Genomic DNA, 16757 nt, shown 5'->3' with positions numbered 1-16757 from the left:
GATTTCACCACTGCTCAGGGCAGGAGTCGATGGTATCCTTCGTGATCGGAGGCATGTCGTAGGACACGAAGCGACCCTTGGGTGTTTCCGGCTTGGTCGCAGCCTCGTAAAGGGCATCGAACATCAGCTTGCCGAGAAGTTTGGGTCTCGTGCAGACCGAGCCGTACATCTCCCCGGCGAGGATCGCGTCGTGGCCGAGCTTCGATCCACCGCCCGTGGCGATGAGCTTGGGCTTGGAGCTGGATGCGTCGATTGCGCGTGCGCATCCGATCGCCATGTCGTCGGCATGGCTGTAAATCAGATCGATGTCGGGATGGGCCGTCAGGAAGTTCTGGCAGACGGCTTCGCCTTCGTCAGGCGTCCAGTTGGTCGGTTGCTCGGCGACGATGGTGTACTTTGCCCCGGCCTTGTCCAGCGCGGCTTTGAAACCGTCGGTATCGAGCTTGACGATCGTGTAGGCAGGATCGCCCATTACAATGCCGATTTTCGCTGTTTTATCCTTCGGCAGTAGACCGACTGCCATTTCGCCAGCAACAACTCCGGACTGATAGTTGTCTGTGGCCACGAGGGCAGAGAGGCCCGGGTAGGGGTCTTTCAGCTGACGTTTCGCTGAATCTCCGACCTGCAATGCGATCGCCACGATCGGCACTTTTGCGTCGCTGACTTTGTCGACAAATCCCTCAGCGACGACGGAGTCGAGTGGCAGGAAGCCGATTGCATCAACCTTCTGAGACAGCAGGTCGTCGAGAGAGTTGCCCTGCTTTTCGACGCTGCCGCGAGGATCGATGACGACCGTCTTGACGCCCTTTTCCTTGGCGGCTTCTTCGAAGCCTTTTGCCGTCATAACGTTGTAGGGATACTCAAGACTGGCCGGTACGTACCCGAAAGTCAGGTCCTTCGCCATGGCGGAACCGGCGAATAGGAGCGCTGTCAAAGCCAGGGCCGATGACCGGAAAACCGATCCGGAGATGGACTTGGAGTGTGTGCGGTATCTGTTCAGCGTAGCGTGCATGGAATCCTCCCTCATGCGTGTTGCTCCATCCGATCCCAGGCTCTGAAGGCGTGGGTCTCCGGCATCGGTCTCCGGTATTCCAACTATGCCACCCGACCGAGCAGGCAGTATTCGCGGGTAAAATGCTGGGCTTTGCGAGGGCGGTCCTAAGCTCCCGGATTTCCGCCATCTCGTGCCTCCTGTTCAAATTGGGTAACACGCTAGAACTGCTCAAAACAGTGGGGTGCTGGGGGGAGGTATAACGCTGAGTTATAATGGGGGCGATCTTGCGGGAGCGTAGATAAATACGGACTCCCGCGCGACCGCAGCGGGGCGTCAGGCTATAATACCAGGTTATATCTTCACGAGCGCAAGCGGCATTCGATCCTGATCTTTGTTGTGCTGATGCGTGAGATTTGCGAGCAGCAATTGCGCTTTCTTGATTGGAATGGGGCGATGCTCTGGTGGCACCGGGCTCGCCTCATTGAGGTGGAGGACAGAAGATGAAGGGTCTCGTGTTTCTAGGCGAGGGCAAGATGGAGTTTCGGGAGTATCCCGATCCAGTTCCCGGTCCCGATGAGGTAGTGGTCAGGATCAAAGCTTCCGGAATGTGTGGGAGCGACCTCAACCACCTAAACGAGCCCAAACGGCGCGAGGACCAAATTGTCATCGAAGGACACGAGCCCTGCGGCATTATCGAAGAGGTCGGATCGGCCGTGCGCCCATGGGAGGCGCGGGTCGGCGATCGCGTGATGGTCTATCACTACGACGGATGCCGCACATGCCCGAATTGCCGGACTGGGTGGATGCAGAATTGCGACCACACCCGAATTGCGTTCGGGGGCAATAGTCATGGTGCGCACGCGCCCTTCATGAAGGTGCCCGCCCATACGATCATCAAGCTTCCCGAGCAGCTTTCATTCAATGCGGGCGCGGCCGTTGGATGTGGAAGTGGTACGGCTTATGCGGCCTTGAAGAGGGTCAATCTACTAGCAGATGAAACCATCGCGATTTTCGGGCAGGGTCCTGTCGGACTAAGCTGCACTGTCTTTGCAAAGGCGTTCGGTGCGCGGGTCATTGCGCTCGATGTTGGTGAAGAGCGTCTTCAAATGGCAAAGGATTTTGGTGCTGATTATGTAATCAACCCGATGAAGGACGATCCTGTGAAGGCTGTGCGCGACCTTACGAAAGGCGGCTTGGGTGCCGACAAGGCAATCGAGTGCAGTTCCAATCCGGTGGCGCGGCAACAGGCACTTCAGGCGATTAAACGATGGGGCACTACTTGCCTCGTAGGCGTTCATGGCTCGATGCAGTTTGAATGCAATGAACTCATCACCAACCAGAAGAACCTCGTAGGCTCGCTTACGTTCAACAAGAACCTTCAGGACGAGTGCGCGAGCTTTGTCGCCGAACGCGGCATAGATGTCGACGCACTGTTCACGCACGAGTTCCAACTCGATCAAGCCGTCGAGGCCTATGCCCTGTTTGAACAGCGGAAGATCGGGAAGGGCGTGTTCGTATTCAATTGATGGCATAGGCTCACGACGGCACAACGTGCTGCCTCGAGCGCTGTACCACCACATCAATCACCAAATATGTTCAGCACGTAGCCGGTGCTCATCACCACCGTGCTCTGGCGCTCAACATCCGCGCGAATTCAGGAAAAAACAATGAAAATCGGATCACCAAGGGAGACCGCCGATCGAGAGGCTCGGGTGGCGCTCACGCCGGACAGTGCCCGTCAACTTGCAAAGCTTGGGCATCAGTGCGTCGTTGAGAGCGGCGCAGGCGAAAGATCGGGCTATTCGGACGACGCTTATCGATCAGCTGGTGTCGACGTCGTCCACGACGCTGCGGAATTGTTTTCAATATCGGACGTCGTCGTGAAGGTGCGGCCGCCACAGCCAGAAGAGTTGAATAGCCTCGCTGAAGGGAAGACGCTCATTTCCTTCTTCTACCCAGGCCAGAACCGGCCGCTTCTCGAGCAAGCCGTCGAGAAGGGTGTGAACACAATTGCGATGGATATGGTGCCCCGCATCTCCCGTGCCCAGAAGATGGATGCGCTGTCCTCGATGGCGAACATCGCGGGCTATCGCGCGGTGATCGAGGCCGGCAACAACTTCGGTCGCTTCTTTACGGGCCAGGTCACTGCGGCTGGAAAGGTGCCACCGGCGAAGGTGCTGGTCATCGGCGCGGGCGTGGCGGGTCTCGCGGCAATTGGCACGGCGACGTCGCTCGGGGCGATAACTTTGGCGTTCGATGTTCGGCCGGAGGTGGCCGAACAAATCGAGTCGATGGGCGCGGAGTTTGTCCATCTCGATTTCGCGAAGCAGCAGGACGGGTCGGCGAACGGGGGATATGCTGCGCCATCTTCGCCAGAGTTTCGCGAGAAGCAGCTAGCGAAGTTCCGAGAGTTAGCGCCCGAAGTCGATATTGTTATTACGACGGCGCTCATCCCAGGGCGGGACGCGCCCAAGCTGTGGCTAGCCGACATGGTCGCAGCTATGAAGCCCGGATCGGTCATCGTCGACCTAGCTGCCGAGCGTGGCGGGAATTGTGACCTGACCCGCCCCGACGAGAGGATCGTTTCAGACAATGGGGTGGTCGTGATCGGCTACACCGATTTCCCAAGTCGTATGGCAGCTCAGGCGTCTTCGCTCTACGCGATGAACATTAGGCACATGCTGGCCGATCTGACCCCCGGGAAGGATGGGCAACTGGTTCACGATATGGACGACGACGTTATCCGCGGCGCGACTGTCGCCTTTCAAGGAGACCTCACGTTCCCTCCGCCACCGCCCAAGGTACAGGCCATCGCTGCACAGAAGCCTCGGGAAAGGGCGAAGGAGCCGACGGCGCAAGAGCGACGTGAAAAAGAGATCGCCGCCTTCAAAGCGCAGACGAAGAGCCAGGGGCTTCTGCTAGCTGCCGGCACCGCTTTCCTGCTCGTCTTGGGTGCGTTTGCTCCGCAGAGCTTTATGGCGCATTTCGTCGTTTTCGCTCTGGCATGCTTTGTCGGCTTCCAGGTGATCTGGAACGTGTCTCATTCCTTGCACACCCCGTTGATGGCCGTGACCAATGCCGTTTCCGGGATCGTCATCCTCGGTGCGCTGCTTCAGATCGGTTCCAGCGATCGGCTGGTCACGACACTTGCGGCTGTCTCCGTAGCTATCGCCACCACAAACATCGTCGGGGGATTTCTTGTGACACGGCGCATGCTCGCCATGTTCCAGCGGTCTTGATTTGAGGGGAAATTATGACAATCGGTGTTGTATCCGCTGCGTATATCGCCGCGGCCGTCCTATTCATATTGTCACTCGGGGGCCTTTCCGGACAGGAAAGTGCAAAGCGGGCTGTCTGGTACGGCATTGTAGGGATGGCGCTGGCAGCTATAGCCACCATCCTTGGTCCGGGAGTGGGAAACTGGCTGATCATCGTCGGGATGATCGGCGGCGGCGCTGTGCTGGGGTATTTCGTAGCCAGCAGGGTCCAGATGACTGAGATGCCCCAATTGGTGGCGGCGCTGCACTCGTTCGTCGGACTGGCGGCTGTCTTCATCGGTTTCAACGCGCATTTGGAGGCAGCCCGCATCTCGATCGTGGATGAGAGCATGCGTGCGTCGCTGGACGGCTTTGCTGGCATTCTTGCTCACAAGACCGCCGTGGAGCTTTCAATCATGAAGGTTGAGGTCTTCCTCGGCGTGTTCATCGGGGCGGTGACCTTTACGGGATCAGTGGTAGCGTTTGGCAAACTGGCGGGGAAGGTCGATGGCAAGGCGAAGAAATTGCCCGGCGGCCACTTTCTGAATGCCGGCGCGGCCATCCTGTCGCTCATTCTTCTACTGGTCTACGCAAACCAAGGCGGTGTCTGGCCCCTCTTGGTCATGACAGTGCTCGCTTTATTTATCGGGTACCACCTAATCATGGGGATCGGTGGCGCGGACATGCCCGTTGTCGTCTCGATGCTCAACAGCTACTCGGGTTGGGCCGCTGCTGCGATCGGGTTCACGCTCGGCAACGACCTGCTCATCGTGACAGGCGCGTTGGTGGGTTCCTCTGGTGCGATCCTCTCCCTCATCATGTGCAAGGCGATGAACCGGTCTTTCGTCTCCGTTATTCTCGGAGGCTTCGGGGCCGCTAAAGGGCCGGCCATGGAAATCATCGGCGAGCAGATCGCGATCGACGCCGAGGGGGTCGCATCAGCTCTCAATGATGCAGAGAGCGTCGTCATCGTCCCGGGTTACGGAATGGCGGTCGCCCAAGCACAGCAGGCGGTCTCGGAATTGACACGAAAGCTCCGTGCCGCCGGCAAGACTGTCCGCTTCGCTATCCATCCGGTCGCCGGGCGCTTGCCAGGACATATGAACGTCCTCCTGGCGGAAGCAAAGGTTCCGTATGACATCGTTCTCGAGATGGACGAGATCAACAATGATTTTTCGAGTACGGACGTGGTCATCGTCATCGGCTCGAATGATATTGTGAATCCTGCAGCGCTTGAAGACCCGAACTCTCCGATCGCCGGCATGCCAGTTTTGGAAGTCTGGAAGGCAAAGCACGTGTTCGTTTCGAAGCGCGGGCAGGGGACGGGATACTCCGGGATCGAAAACCCTCTATTTTTTAGGGAGAATACCCGGATGTTCTATGGTGACGCCAAGAAGTCGATTAACGGACTTATTCCCTTGATGGCGTAGGATATTGCGCCATCTGAGGCTGGCAGACGCTGAACTCCAAATCTGTCCGATCGAAATCGGAGAAGCAGGTATCGCTCGTGAAACCTTTTATCGCATGTTTAATGTTGACGTCACCGGATGGAAGCCTTCATCCAAGTCGATGGACCAAGTCGCCGGACGGTGACCGTTCCGACTTTTCGAAAATCTGCGACAAGGTGCGCGAGGAACTTCGGTGCCAAGCGTGGATGGTGGGTCGCGTGACCATGGCGGAGATGGCGAAAGGTGCTCCCCACGCACCTGAAGGTTCGCAAAAGGTGGCCAGGCCTACCCATTTCGCAAACCGCGAGGCAAAGAGCTTTGGGATCGCGATCGACCGATCGGGCGCTGTTCACTACAGAGCCCCGGACCTCTTCGGCGATCACCTCATTGCGCTACTCGGGCACGATGTTCCTGACAGCTATCTCGCTGAGTTGGCGGGAGACGGCGTCTCGTACGTCGTCGCCGAGACTGCCGATTTTGACGTCGGGGAATTGCTGGCTGTCCTGAATAGGGAGCTTGGTATCGAACGGATCGTGCTCGAGGGCGGTGCGGCGACCAACGGTGCGCTGCTGGCGGCCGGATTGGTCGATGAACTCAACTTCATTGTTGCGCCGGCCTTGGAAGCTCGATCCGGCACCGATAGCGTTGTGGAATTCGGCACAGACGGCCTAGCTGGCAAGGTGGAACTCTCCTTGATTGAATGCCAGCAGCTCGGTCATGGGATGGTCAACCTTCGCTATGCGGCAAGCGAGCCGTCAAATTCGTAGGTTTGCGCAATCTGACAGCTGGATATCCCAGTGAGCATCTTGCTGAGCTAAATCTAGTCACGTCGCCACGAAGATCCCGCGGGTAGGCTCAAACATTTTCGGAATGTAGCGTTCATCCGGCGTGCCGTCGCAAATGCCGCCAGACGGAGCACCGAAAAGGCCCATGATTGCCAATTTGGTGGCATTTGCTACCTAATCCCGCGTGCTTCTGGGCATGCCGATCTAATCGACGCGGGTAGGGTCGCCGATTGACCAAGCGAGGCCGTCTCCCCGATCCATCGCCCTCATTGAGACCAGGTCTTCGTCGTCGATTGTAAATCCGCCGAGATCGATGTTTTGTCGCATACGATCGACATTGAGGCTCTTGGGGAGGACTGCATAGCCATTCTGAACGCCCCAACGCAAAAGCAGCTGGGCTTCCGTTACACTATACTTCTCGGCCATTGCCCTGAGTTGGCCGTCGCTGATCTTCATCTCCGCGGTCTTCGCACTGTCCTGTCCTGGCTCAACGCGCCAAGTCGAAAGCGGTGCGAGACTGCTATATGCGATCGGCGCGATGCCGTTTTCTTTCATGTAGGCGATGAGTCCGGGTTTCTGCGACCATGGGTGCAGCTCTATCTGGTTGGCTTCCGGCATTAGAACACCGGTGGCCTTGATTTCTTCAAGGTGCTTCTCGCTGAAATTGCTTACGCCTATACTCCGGGCTTTTCCAAGCCGTTTTAGCTCACGAAGCCCGCGCCACTGGTTCAATCGCTCGGGGCCGCCATGCGGAGAATGAATCAGGTAGAGATCAACATAGTCGAGGCCCAGTCGTTCCAAGCTGGCATTGAACGAGGCAATGGTCTGCTCTTCGTTTTTCAGCTGCTGACCCCACGCCGCGTGGCCTGGCCAGAGCTTGGTAGTCACGAAAATGTCTCCGCGGGTGAGTGAAGCCTCTTCGATACCCTCTCGGATACCTGCGCCCACCGCCTCTTCGTTTTCGTAAACCTCGGATGTATCGATATGACGGTAGCCATTCAAAATCGCGGCGCGTACCGCGTTTTTGGCATCTTCCCGCGAGATCAGGTAAGTCCCGAAGCCTACGGCGGGAATTGTGGTGTCGTTATTCAATCTGAAGGTTTTCTGAAAGGTTGTCATGATGGTATCCAAACTTGTTTATCCAAAAGGTGGAATTCGTAAGATTTCCGCGTGGAGGAGCTGAGATTAACGAGGTGTCATGCGCGGTAGTCGTATGGCGCAGCGACGAAGCGATAGGCTCCATTGGCGCGTTCGACAAAACCGAAGCCCGGGAAATCAAGATGCATCCCCGCGACCATCATGTCCTCAGCGGTGACCATGTCCAGGATAGCCTTGCGGGTTTCCGCAGCTTTGACCTGGTCGGCATCAAGTGGGAAGGACCAATCCGGCTGAGTGAATTGGAAGGCAGTACCATGAATGACATCGCCCCAGATCAACAAGCTCTCTTTGCCGCTGTCGATACGGAGGCCGAGATGCCCGGGCGTATGACCGGGCAATGCAACCGTGGTCAACCCGGGCGCGATTTCTGCCCCCGGCTGGATCAACGACTTCACACCGTCATAAGGCTTCACCTTCGCACGCGAGATATCCCACAGCGGTTTGAAGTCTTTCGATTGAGCAGCATAGATCCCATCGTCGTGGACGAACTTCCATTCGGCTTCTGATACAACGAGCGGCGCATTCGTCAGGATCTTGTTGCCGGTTTTGGGGTCGGCCAGTCCTCCGACATGGTCGACATGGATATGCGTCAGAAACATCATGTCGATCTGCTCAGGGGTAACTCCGACCGCAGCGAGGGCGTTCGCCCAACCACCCATCGTCGGGCTCATGCCTGCGGGCGCGCCGGCATCAACAGCAATGATCCGATCCTTCGTTTTGATCAGATAGGCGTTTATGCCGATTCTGAACGTGGCCGGATCAAAAGGCACGTGCGCCAACTTGGCCGCCGCTTCGCCCGCTTTCACCTCGAAGGACGGAAACATCCCGTTGGGAAAGATTCCGTAGCCATCCATCAGGGCAAAAACTTCAATTTCACCGATCCTGCGCCGCATTATTACCGGGCTTTTGGCTGGCTTGGCGGCCGCGTCTTGGGCCGAAGCGACGCTGCTAAGTTGCAACACGGAGGGCGTTGCCAACGCGGCAGGAACCAACGCCGCAACACTGAGGAACTTTCTACGGTCGACTGTCATCGCTCGCACTCGCTTGTATGTCGGTGAATTTGGCTATAACTAACGCTATGAGATCTGAATGACCATTGACGAAGCATTTATGGGAGGCATAAGGAAAATCTATGGATAATATTGCTGGCCTAAGATCTCTTATGGCCGCGGCTCGGGACGGATCGTTGTCAGCTGCCGCGCGCCGTTTAAACATCACACAGCCCGCTGTCAGCCAGCAGATTGCGGCATTGGAACAGCTCTATGGCGTCGAACTCGTGGTGCGAGGACGCAACGGCGTGAGGTTGACCGAGGCAGGCCAGATTGCTGCAATGCACGCGGAGCAGGTGCTTTCTCAATTAGCCCAAATGGACGACGCCATGTTCGCCTTGCAGTCTTCAACGGAGGGTCGCCTGAGCGTGGCATGTCCTTCGTTGATCGCTCAAACTGTTCTTGTACCGGTGCTTGCAGACTTGCGGCGCATGTACCCGAAGCTCAGGATTGACCTGAAGGCGAGTGATCAAGTCCAGGATCTTGCCAAAAGTCCGTATGATCTGGAGATCCGAGCTTGCCGTATTGGCCCAGCCGAAGGATCCATACGAAAGCTCGCAGAGATTGAGCAGGTGCTCGTAGCTTCGCCTGCCTATTTGGATCGGATAGGTCGTCCGAAAAATTTGGACGACCTGGCCAGGCTGGACTACGTTCAATACAAAGACGACCCGGATGAAAAGTTCCTGCCACTCGCCAATGGGGGCCAAGCGCCGATTACCATAGCGTTTGCGGCGCAAATGCCCGATTTGATGCTTCATGCCGTACAGAATCAACTCGGCATAGCCGCCCTTCCTCGTTTTTTTGTACAAACTCAACTTGAGGCAGGCGTCATCGAAGAGGTCCTTCCTGCATATCCCATCGCCACCAAGCAACTCTTCCTCGTGCGCGCACCTGGCACCCTCAGCAAGAGTCGTCGCGTCGCGATTTTCACGGAGCGCTTCGTGGTTGAATTGACTACGGTACCGGGCTTCCATCTGGCATCGGGCCTTCGGGGCGTAACTGCTGCTTGATGCAATCGCGGCCGGCGAGAGCTGCCGGTCAGTTGCGGCTCGGTTCGGTATTGTGGTCTCAGCGTTTTTGTTGAGGGGATGTGTCGCGCCCGGGAAGATGGGCGGCAATCGCAAGCGGGTCGTGGAGCCGTGCGGAGCGTTTATGGGGGAGATCGCCGCACGCTGTATCTGTCACTGCATAGGTGGACGAAGAATTGGGCGTCCGACGGTTGAAGTTACCCAACGATACGGTTTGGCCGTTCCTGCGGCGTGAGAGGCTGCGGTCCAAAAAAGATTATCGAGATGGATTACAAATGCGTCTAGCCTGGATGTTGAATTGATCTGATCATGTCTTTGTCTTTCGCGTCTTTCGTCTGCTGCGGGTAGGCGGTTCCCTATTCCTCGAGGGCCTCGTCCTTCCTCCGCCGGATGGAGGGTAGCAGCATCGCGCCGAGAGCAAGCGCCGCGATGGCTAGAAGGACCGCGCTGACGGGCCGCTCGACAAAGACCAGGGCGCTACCGCGCGATACGACCATCGCCCGTCGCAAATACTCTTCCAGCATAGGTCCCAGGACGAAGCCGATCAGGAGGGGAGCCGGCTCGAGCGCGAGTTTGAAGAACAGGTATCCCAGGAAGCCGAAAAGGACCGTCTCGAACACATTGAACGGCGAATAGTTTACCGAGTAGACGCCGATAGCGCAGAACACGAGGATTGCCGGATACAGGTACTTGTATGGAAGCCTTAGAAGCGAAACCCACATTCCGATCAATGGAAGATTGATCACGAGCAGCATCAGGTTCCCGATCCACATGCTGGCAATAAGACCCCAGAACAGTGCGGGCTGGGCCTGGATCACTCCAGGGCCGGGTTGGATGCCGTGGATCATCAGGCCGCCGATCATGAGAGCCATGACGGCATTTGCCGGGATGCCGAGGGTGAGCATCGGAATGAACGAGGTCTGCGAAGCAGCGTTGTTCGCGCTTTCAGGGCCGGCGACACCCTCGATTGCTCCGGTGCCGAACTCGTGGCCATATTTCGAGACCTTCCGCTCGAGCATGTATGAGGCAAAGGTTGACAGGGCCAATCCGCCACCGGGTAGGATGCCAAGGATTGATCCCACGATGGTGCCGCGGATCACCGACGGCGTCGCCCGCTTGAACTCTTCTTTGGTCAGCATCAAGCTTCCCACCTTAGCGACCGTCCCGCTCCGGTTTTCCGGGTTTTCCAGATTGCGGATGATCTCGGCGACACCGAAAATCCCCATTGCCACGGCTACGAAGTCGATGCCCTCGAAAAGTTCGAAGAAGCCGAACGAGAATCGGACCTGGCCGCTCTGGACGTCGGTGCCGACGAGGCCGAGCGCCACCCCGAGCACGAGCATGGCGATCGACTTGAAGACGCTTCCTTGGGCGAGCACCGTTGCGATGATCAGGCCAAGGAGGATCAGTGAGAAATACTCTGCTGGGCCAAAAGAGAGCGCGAGGTTCGTCAGTAGGGGGCCGGAAGCGGCGACCACCAACGTTGCCACGGTTCCAGCGAAAAACGACCCTATCGCCGCTGTGGCCAAGGCCGCACCGGCTCGGCCCCGTTTCGCCATCTTGTGACCCTCCAGTGTCGTCACGACAGCCGTGACTTCGCCGGGCAGGTTCAAGAGGATCGCCGACGTGGACCCGCCGTACTGAGCGCCGTAGTAGATGCCGGAAAGCATGATCAGCGCCGTAATCGGGTCCAACGCAAAGGTAAGCGGGAGAAGAAGGGCGATGGTTGCGAGCGGACCGATACCGGGAAGGACCCCGATTGCCGTTCCGATCATGCAACCGATGAAGGCGAAGCCGAGATTGTGAAAAGTCATCGCGACCGAAAGGCCGAGGGCGAGGTTCTCGATCATGGTTTTCTCTCTCAGAACTGGGTGAGGGCGGGAGGCAGGAAGGACACGTTCAAGCCAAGACCGAGAGTGAATACTGCCCAACAGATCGCAACGAGCGCCACGGTCAGGCCGGCGATCCCCTGGATGGTCTGCTGCCTGTCAGCGAGGCCACTGATCACGACGACGACCGCGACCGAGACGGCCATCCCGACACGCTCGATCAGGAAGCCGAATGCCGCCATCGCGCCAAGGATCAGGACCATCTCCCTCCACGCCCAACTCTCCAGGGGATCGTGCTCGCCTTTGATGCCGAGGATGGCCACCGCTGCGCCGAGCAGGCCCAGCAAACCGAGGACAAGCATCGGCATGTAGCCGGGTCCCATTTGGGCGGCCGAACCGATTTCGTAGTCCTGATTATAGTAGAGTCCGGCTAGAGCGACGGCGACCAAGAACACCCCGGCCGTCACATCTTTCGTTCCCAGCGGACGGCGTGGAGACGGAGCTGGTTGATCGTTTTGCATTTGAGTGTTCCCCGGTTTTGTTTTCAGTGGAAGGAACGGCCGCCATCTACCGCTAGCGCTGCGCCCGTTATGTAGGAGGATTCCGATGACGTAAGGAACAGAAGCGTTCGCGCAATTTCTTCTGGATCGGCCAACCGCTTGAGCGCGTAGTTGCCCACATTGGCGCGGTAGCCATCCGCCATTGGCGTGTCCACCATACCGGGTGCGATGCTATTGACCCTGATCGTCGGCGCGAGTTCCGCAGCAAGCGCGCGGGTCAGGTTTACCACGCCGCCCTTGGATGCCGCGTAGGCCGTGTGGCCGGGCGCGTTCGGCAGAAGCCCCTGAGCCGATGCGATGTTCACGATCGTGGAGTGCTCGTGCAACTGCAGGAACGGAATACAGCAGCGCGCGACGATGTATGTGCCGGTCAGATTGACTTCGATGATCCGACGCCAATCGTCGGCCGGCACCTCGGTAGCAAGCCCCTTGGACATAATACCTGCCGCATTGATCAGCCCATCGATGCCATCCATCTCGGACGCGGCCTTTTCGACGGCCCGTGCAACGTCAGGTTCATTAGTGATATCGACGCTGCAGAAGCCGGCAGCAATCTCCTCGGCGACCTTTTGAACCGCATCGGTGTTTCGGTCGAAGAGAGTGACTTTCGCGCCTTCCGCTGCAAACAGGGCGGCTGTGGTGCGGCCGATACCCGAGGCAGCTCCCGTGACAATAATCCTTCGACCGGCCAGTCTTATGGATTGGCCTGTGGTATCTACCGAGGTTGAAAGGGGTGATGCGCTCATTGCGATTTACTTTCCTGTATTAAATTCGCTTGGTGCAGTCTGCGCTTCGCGCGTGGAAAGGGACCATCACCGCATGATGAAGGGATTGGTTGGGCCTTCGGTCGCCGTTGACAGGAAGACGCTCTTGGTCTCGAGATATTCGTTGATCGCCTCGATCCCGCTCTCACGCCCAAGGCCGGATTTCTTGGTTCCGCCGAACGGCATCATGAAGCTGTAGGCACGGTAGGTATTCACCCAGACGGTTCCTACCTTGAGGGCCTTCGTCATGCGCATCGCGCGGCCGATGTTCTGCGTCCACACGCCAGCGACGAGGCCATAGGCGATGTCGTTTCCGATCCTTGTGGCATCTTCTTCGGTATCGAACTCGATGATGGACAGGACCGGGCCGAAGACCTCCTCCTGTGCGATCCTCATGTCGTTGGTGACGTCGGAGAAGATGGTCGGCTCCACGAACTGGCCAGCACTCAAGCCCGCACCGGTGGCTCTGTTGCCGCCGAGGATGCATCGCGCGCCGTCTTTGCGGGCGATCTCTATGTAATCCAGGACTTTTTGAAACTGCGGAGGTGTCGAAATCGGACCGATGTTGGTGTTCGGGTCCATCGGATCGCCCATCCTGATGTATCGAGCGAGATCCACGAGTTTGGTCGTGAAAACGTCCTTGATCGACTTCTGGACCAATAGGCGGGAGCCGGCGGTGCACATCTGTCCAGCTGCACCGAAGATGCCGGACACGACGCCCGCCGCAGCCAGGTCGAGATCGGCGTCTTCGAATACGATGTTGGGTGACTTGCCGCCAAGCTCAAGCGCGACCCGCTTCATCTGCTTGGCAGCGGTCTCGTAGATTTTTGCTCCGGTCAAATCGGAGCCCGTGAAGGTTATCATCGCGACATCGGGATGTTCGACAAGTGCCGCGCCTGCATCATGTCCATAGCCCGTGACAACGTTGAACGCCCCGTCTGGCATCCCGGCTTCCTTGACGATCGCTGCAAGCTCCAGCGTGCTGGCCGAGGCGAATTCGGACGGCTTCACGACGACGGTGCAGCCGGCCGCCAGGGCAGGCGCGCTTTTTACGGTGGCAAACCAGATCGGTGAATTCCAGGCGGTTAGGGCAGCTACCACGCCGATGGGTTCGCGCATCGTGAACGCCATGGTGTCTGGCTTCTCGACAGGTATCCATGCGCCTTCGATCTTGTCGGCGAGACCAGCGTAGTAGTACCAGCACTCGGCCACGCCGTTAAGTTGGCCACGGACTTCGGCGAGCAGTTTGCCGTTGTCCCGAGCTTCGATCTCGCCAATCCGATCGGCATCACGCGTAATGAGATCGCCGATTTTCCGCATGATCCTGCCGCGCGCAGTCGCTGTCAGCTTTGACCAGGGGCCCTTGTCGAGCGCTTCGCGGGCCGCCTTTACCGCGCGGTCCACGTCTCCCCGCGTCGCTCGAGCTAACTCCGCCCACGGCTTGCCGTGATAGGGGTCGAGAGTTTCGATATGCTCTCCGCGTTCTCCGTCGGTGAACTGCCCGTCAATGAAAAGTTGGTAGCTGTGCATCTTTCCTCCTTGAATTCGTCTTGCTGGGCAGCGAATTACGTTTCGCCGATGGGAAAACGGGTCCCATCGGCGATTGCACAGCGGTCCGCACCCGTCCGAGTTTCATTTGGTGGCGGCCATTGCCGCCAGCTCAGTTGTTCAGTCGAATGTTGTTTTCCGTAATGACTTTGCGAAATTTGTCCTGCTCGGCCTTCAGGAAAGCCGTGAGTTCGTCGCCGGTCTTGATGTCGGTCTGGAAAGACAGCGGCGTGAAGCGCTCTTGGAACTTGGGGTCTTTGACGCCCTTCACGATTGCTGCGGAGAACTTCGTCACCACCTCGTCGGGAACCCCCTTTGGGGCGGCATAACTGTACCAGACGCGCGAGTTGATCTGCGGGTAGCCGATCTCCGCCGTCGTCGGGACGTTGGGCATATTGGCGGTTCGGGCGGGGGACGTGACTGCCAAGACCCGTACGTTGGGATCATCCTTGAGCAACGCGGCCTCTCGAGCCGACGCGAAGATCATCTGGGTGAAACCGCCTGCGAGAGCCTGAATGCCCTCGGGATTGTTCTTGTAGGAGACGTGGACACCCTTGCCCCCGGCCTCCTTGAGGAACATTGTGGATGTCAGGTGACCCACGGTGCCTACGCCACCGCTGGCAAACGTCACGCCATCCGGTGACTTGGCCGCTGCCATCAGTTCGTCGGTGCTCGTGATCCCTGCCTTGGCGGAGACGATCAGCGCCAGCGGGTAGCCGCCGATTTCGACGATCGGAACAAAATCGTCAAGACCGTACTGGAGGTTATCTCTGAGGACGGTCTGAACCAATCCGGCAGTGATCAGGCAAAGAATGTTGTAGCCGTCGGGCTTGGCTCCGGCGACGGCATTTCCTGCCACAGTCGTCGATCCGCCCGCGCGATTTTCAATCACAACTGGCTGCCCGAGTTCTTCACTTGCCGTCTGTGCCAGGAACCGGCTGAGCGTGTCGTCGTCGCCACCAGGCGCGTTTCCGATGTTGATTGTAATCGGTCGCGCCGGCCATTCGGCGGCGAGGGCATCCGATGCCCGTGAAAGCAGACAGGCTGAAATCGCTGCGGTCGTGCCAAGCAAAACGGATCTTCTCGTGATCATGGTATTCTCCTCCTGGTAAACAACTACGCAGCGACCAACACCGCGCCCGACCTCCCGTCGGGCTGCAGAGAAAACTGCCGAAGTGGCCTGCGACGCGCATAATCGAACCCGTCAAGCCAACTCTGTAAAGCCGAAAGCCGGAAGGAGTGCCAAAGGTTATAAGCGTGTGTTATATGTCCGGAACGTGGGGACGATGCCGAATTCCCTGCTGTGCCTGAGCTTTGCGGTCCTACGGGATGGTGTATTTTTGGGGTGGCGCGCTTGCCATTTAGACGCTTTTCGTGAGCCGATGAAATCGCTATCTGATGGAATGTGGTTGAAACGCGCAGCTGATCGAGGATGAAGTGCCAGTGACCGAGATGTCCGCCGAAGACGAGAAATATCGCGCGCCGGCGCTCACGAAAGGCCTCGACATTTTGGAGCTACTGGCATCCGCCAGCGATGGGCTGACCCAGGTGGAAATTGGAAAGATGCTCGGCCGGACGACGTCCGAAATCTTCCGCATGCTTGTGGTGCTCAGCCAGCGGGGCTACGTCGAGCTTAGCGGAGATGACCGCTACCAGCTGACAACAAAGCTGTTCGAAGTTGCCCACCGCCATCCTCCGATCCGGCGCTTGACTGCGATTGCGGGCGACGCAATGCAAAAGCTCGCGAACCGGATCAATCAGTCCATCCACCTGTGTATCCTCCAGGGCGGCCGGCTGTTGGTCGTCGCCCAGGTCGACTGCCCCGACAACAACCTGAACTCCGTTCGGCTCGGAGCGCAGATCCCGATTTTCGATTCGGCATCAGGCCGCGTGCTGGCGGCGTTCATGGATGACGCGGCTTTGGAGCACCTGCTCACTTTGGCCGGAACGGAAGCCGGAGAGCGCCGGGACAGGTTTCTGGCCGATCTTCCCGGGGTACGCGATGTGGGTTATTGCGAGGGCCCGTCACTAACGCTCGCCGGTGTGACGAACTTGTCCGCACCTATTTTCGACTACACCGGCAAGGCTGTCGCCGCGATTACCATGCCATTCATCCACCGGCTAAACAGCGCATCGCACGTGCCGGTGCCGGAGGCGCGTAACGCGCTCCTTGAGACCTGTCGGGACCTCTCGAAAAGGATGGGCGCGGGAGCGGCCGTCGATCGGTAGTCTCCTCGGAAGAGGCTTTTCGAAGGGCTCGGCAGATCGCCGAGCCCTTTTGTATTTGAAACTCCATCGCGCAAATAAAATGTTGACGCCATCTTCAACATATGAAAG

At 58.2% G+C, this 16757-nt stretch carries 14 protein-coding genes and 1 pseudogene; 7 read left to right on the top strand and 8 right to left on the bottom strand.

The genetic code is table 11. The annotated features are described in order from the left end of the window. Nucleotides 1-4 precede the first annotated feature (4 nt). Nucleotides 5-904 carry a sugar ABC transporter substrate-binding protein gene (locus U5G49_RS14130; protein ID WP_376770332.1) on the bottom strand — a complete coding sequence of 300 codons (900 nt, stop codon included), beginning with the start codon at nt 902-904 and terminating at the stop codon, nt 5-7. A gap of 590 nt (nt 905-1494) precedes the next feature. On the opposite strand from U5G49_RS14130, the gene U5G49_RS14125 reads away from it, so the two are divergent. The 4 genes from U5G49_RS14125 (at nt 1495) to U5G49_RS14110 (ending at nt 6466) form a co-directional block, all read left to right on the top strand. After that, complete coding sequence (locus U5G49_RS14125; RefSeq protein WP_193445574.1) at nt 1495-2520, top strand: zinc-dependent alcohol dehydrogenase family protein; 1026 nt, start codon at nt 1495-1497, stop codon at nt 2518-2520. Nucleotides 2521-2661: 141 nt separating this feature from the next. After that, nucleotides 2662-4233 (top strand): Re/Si-specific NAD(P)(+) transhydrogenase subunit alpha, encoded by a 1572-nt coding sequence (locus U5G49_RS14120; protein ID WP_193445575.1) that lies wholly within the window; start codon nt 2662-2664, stop codon nt 4231-4233. Between the two features lie 14 nt (nt 4234-4247). Continuing rightward, the gene (locus U5G49_RS14115; protein WP_193445576.1) at nt 4248-5681 is read left to right on the top strand and encodes an NAD(P)(+) transhydrogenase (Re/Si-specific) subunit beta; all 1434 of its coding nucleotides are present in this window, start codon (nt 4248-4250) and stop codon (nt 5679-5681) included. A 77-nt stretch (nt 5682-5758) separates the two neighbouring features. Then, nucleotides 5759-6466, top strand: coding sequence for a dihydrofolate reductase family protein (locus U5G49_RS14110; protein ID WP_193445577.1), 708 nt, complete (start codon nt 5759-5761; stop codon nt 6464-6466). A gap of 222 nt (nt 6467-6688) precedes the next feature. Here U5G49_RS14110 and U5G49_RS14105 read toward each other — a convergent pair whose 3' ends face one another. Together U5G49_RS14105 and U5G49_RS14100 are read right to left on the bottom strand one after the other, a co-directional pair. After that, on the bottom strand, nt 6689-7603 hold the full coding sequence (locus tag U5G49_RS14105; RefSeq protein WP_193445578.1) for an aldo/keto reductase: 915 nt from the start codon (nt 7601-7603) through the stop codon (nt 6689-6691). Between the two features lie 77 nt (nt 7604-7680). Beyond that, nucleotides 7681-8673: an MBL fold metallo-hydrolase gene (locus U5G49_RS14100; protein ID WP_193445579.1), complete on the bottom strand. Its 993-nt coding sequence runs from the start codon at nt 8671-8673 to the stop codon at nt 7681-7683. Between the two features lie 101 nt (nt 8674-8774). On the opposite strand from U5G49_RS14100, the gene U5G49_RS14095 reads away from it, so the two are divergent. Next, nucleotides 8775-9701 (top strand): LysR family transcriptional regulator, encoded by a 927-nt coding sequence (locus U5G49_RS14095; protein ID WP_193445580.1) that lies wholly within the window; start codon nt 8775-8777, stop codon nt 9699-9701. Next, nucleotides 9691-9973: pseudogene (locus U5G49_RS14090) on the top strand (IS630 family transposase); the annotation flags it as partial. The gene U5G49_RS14095 and the pseudogene U5G49_RS14090, both read left to right, overlap by 11 nt. 102 nt (nt 9974-10075) lie before the next feature. Here U5G49_RS14090 and U5G49_RS14085 read toward each other — a convergent pair. The 5 genes from U5G49_RS14085 to U5G49_RS14065 form a co-directional block, all read right to left on the bottom strand. Next, entirely contained in the window at nt 10076-11569 is a 1494-nt protein-coding gene (locus tag U5G49_RS14085; RefSeq protein ID WP_193445590.1) for a tripartite tricarboxylate transporter permease, read from the bottom strand. An 11-nt stretch (nt 11570-11580) separates the two neighbouring features. Continuing rightward, a complete protein-coding gene (locus tag U5G49_RS14080) occupies nt 11581-12069 on the bottom strand; it encodes a tripartite tricarboxylate transporter TctB family protein (protein WP_193445592.1) in 489 nt (162 codons plus the stop codon). Nucleotides 12070-12092: 23 nt separating this feature from the next. Next, on the bottom strand, nt 12093-12854 hold the full coding sequence (locus U5G49_RS14075; protein WP_193445594.1) for an SDR family NAD(P)-dependent oxidoreductase: 762 nt from the start codon (nt 12852-12854) through the stop codon (nt 12093-12095). Nucleotides 12855-12920: 66 nt separating this feature from the next. Further along, nucleotides 12921-14402: an aldehyde dehydrogenase gene (locus U5G49_RS14070; protein ID WP_193445596.1), complete on the bottom strand. Its 1482-nt coding sequence runs from the start codon at nt 14400-14402 to the stop codon at nt 12921-12923. A 130-nt stretch (nt 14403-14532) separates the two neighbouring features. Further along, on the bottom strand, nt 14533-15513 hold the full coding sequence (locus U5G49_RS14065) for a Bug family tripartite tricarboxylate transporter substrate binding protein (RefSeq protein ID WP_193445598.1): 981 nt from the start codon (nt 15511-15513) through the stop codon (nt 14533-14535). Nucleotides 15514-15872: 359 nt separating this feature from the next. Here U5G49_RS14065 and U5G49_RS14060 point away from each other — a divergent pair, with 359 nt between their 5' ends. After that, entirely contained in the window at nt 15873-16649 is a 777-nt protein-coding gene (locus tag U5G49_RS14060) for an IclR family transcriptional regulator (protein WP_193445691.1), read from the top strand. Nucleotides 16650-16757: the final 108 nt, after the last annotated feature.

Origin of the sequence: Rhizobium indigoferae, assembly GCF_034554815.1 — a bacterium.
GTDB classification, from domain to species: Bacteria; Pseudomonadota; Alphaproteobacteria; order Rhizobiales; family Rhizobiaceae; genus Rhizobium; species Rhizobium leguminosarum.
Note: the sequence above shows the minus strand (reverse complement) of the source record. Positions and strands in the feature narration are given on the sequence as shown.

Coding starts and splice junctions, on each gene's coding strand:
- U5G49_RS14130 (WP_376770332.1), bottom strand. CDS start 904: ATGGCGAAGGACCTGACTTTCGGGTACGTACCGGCCAGTCTTGAGTAT.
- U5G49_RS14125 (WP_193445574.1), top strand. CDS start 1,495: ATGAAGGGTCTCGTGTTTCTAGGCGAGGGCAAGATGGAGTTTCGGGAG.
- U5G49_RS14120 (WP_193445575.1), top strand. CDS start 2,662: ATGAAAATCGGATCACCAAGGGAGACCGCCGATCGAGAGGCTCGGGTG.
- U5G49_RS14115 (WP_193445576.1), top strand. CDS start 4,248: ATGACAATCGGTGTTGTATCCGCTGCGTATATCGCCGCGGCCGTCCTA.
- U5G49_RS14105 (WP_193445578.1), bottom strand. CDS start 7,603: ATGACAACCTTTCAGAAAACCTTCAGATTGAATAACGACACCACAATT.
- U5G49_RS14100 (WP_193445579.1), bottom strand. CDS start 8,673: ATGACAGTCGACCGTAGAAAGTTCCTCAGTGTTGCGGCGTTGGTTCCT.
- U5G49_RS14095 (WP_193445580.1), top strand. CDS start 8,775: ATGGATAATATTGCTGGCCTAAGATCTCTTATGGCCGCGGCTCGGGAC.
- U5G49_RS14085 (WP_193445590.1), bottom strand. CDS start 11,569: ATGATCGAGAACCTCGCCCTCGGCCTTTCGGTCGCGATGACTTTTCAC.
- U5G49_RS14080 (WP_193445592.1), bottom strand. CDS start 12,069: ATGCAAAACGATCAACCAGCTCCGTCTCCACGCCGTCCGCTGGGAACG.
- U5G49_RS14075 (WP_193445594.1), bottom strand. CDS start 12,854: ATGAGCGCATCACCCCTTTCAACCTCGGTAGATACCACAGGCCAATCC.
- U5G49_RS14070 (WP_193445596.1), bottom strand. CDS start 14,402: ATGCACAGCTACCAACTTTTCATTGACGGGCAGTTCACCGACGGAGAA.
- U5G49_RS14065 (WP_193445598.1), bottom strand. CDS start 15,513: ATGATCACGAGAAGATCCGTTTTGCTTGGCACGACCGCAGCGATTTCA.
- U5G49_RS14060 (WP_193445691.1), top strand. CDS start 15,873: ATGTCCGCCGAAGACGAGAAATATCGCGCGCCGGCGCTCACGAAAGGC.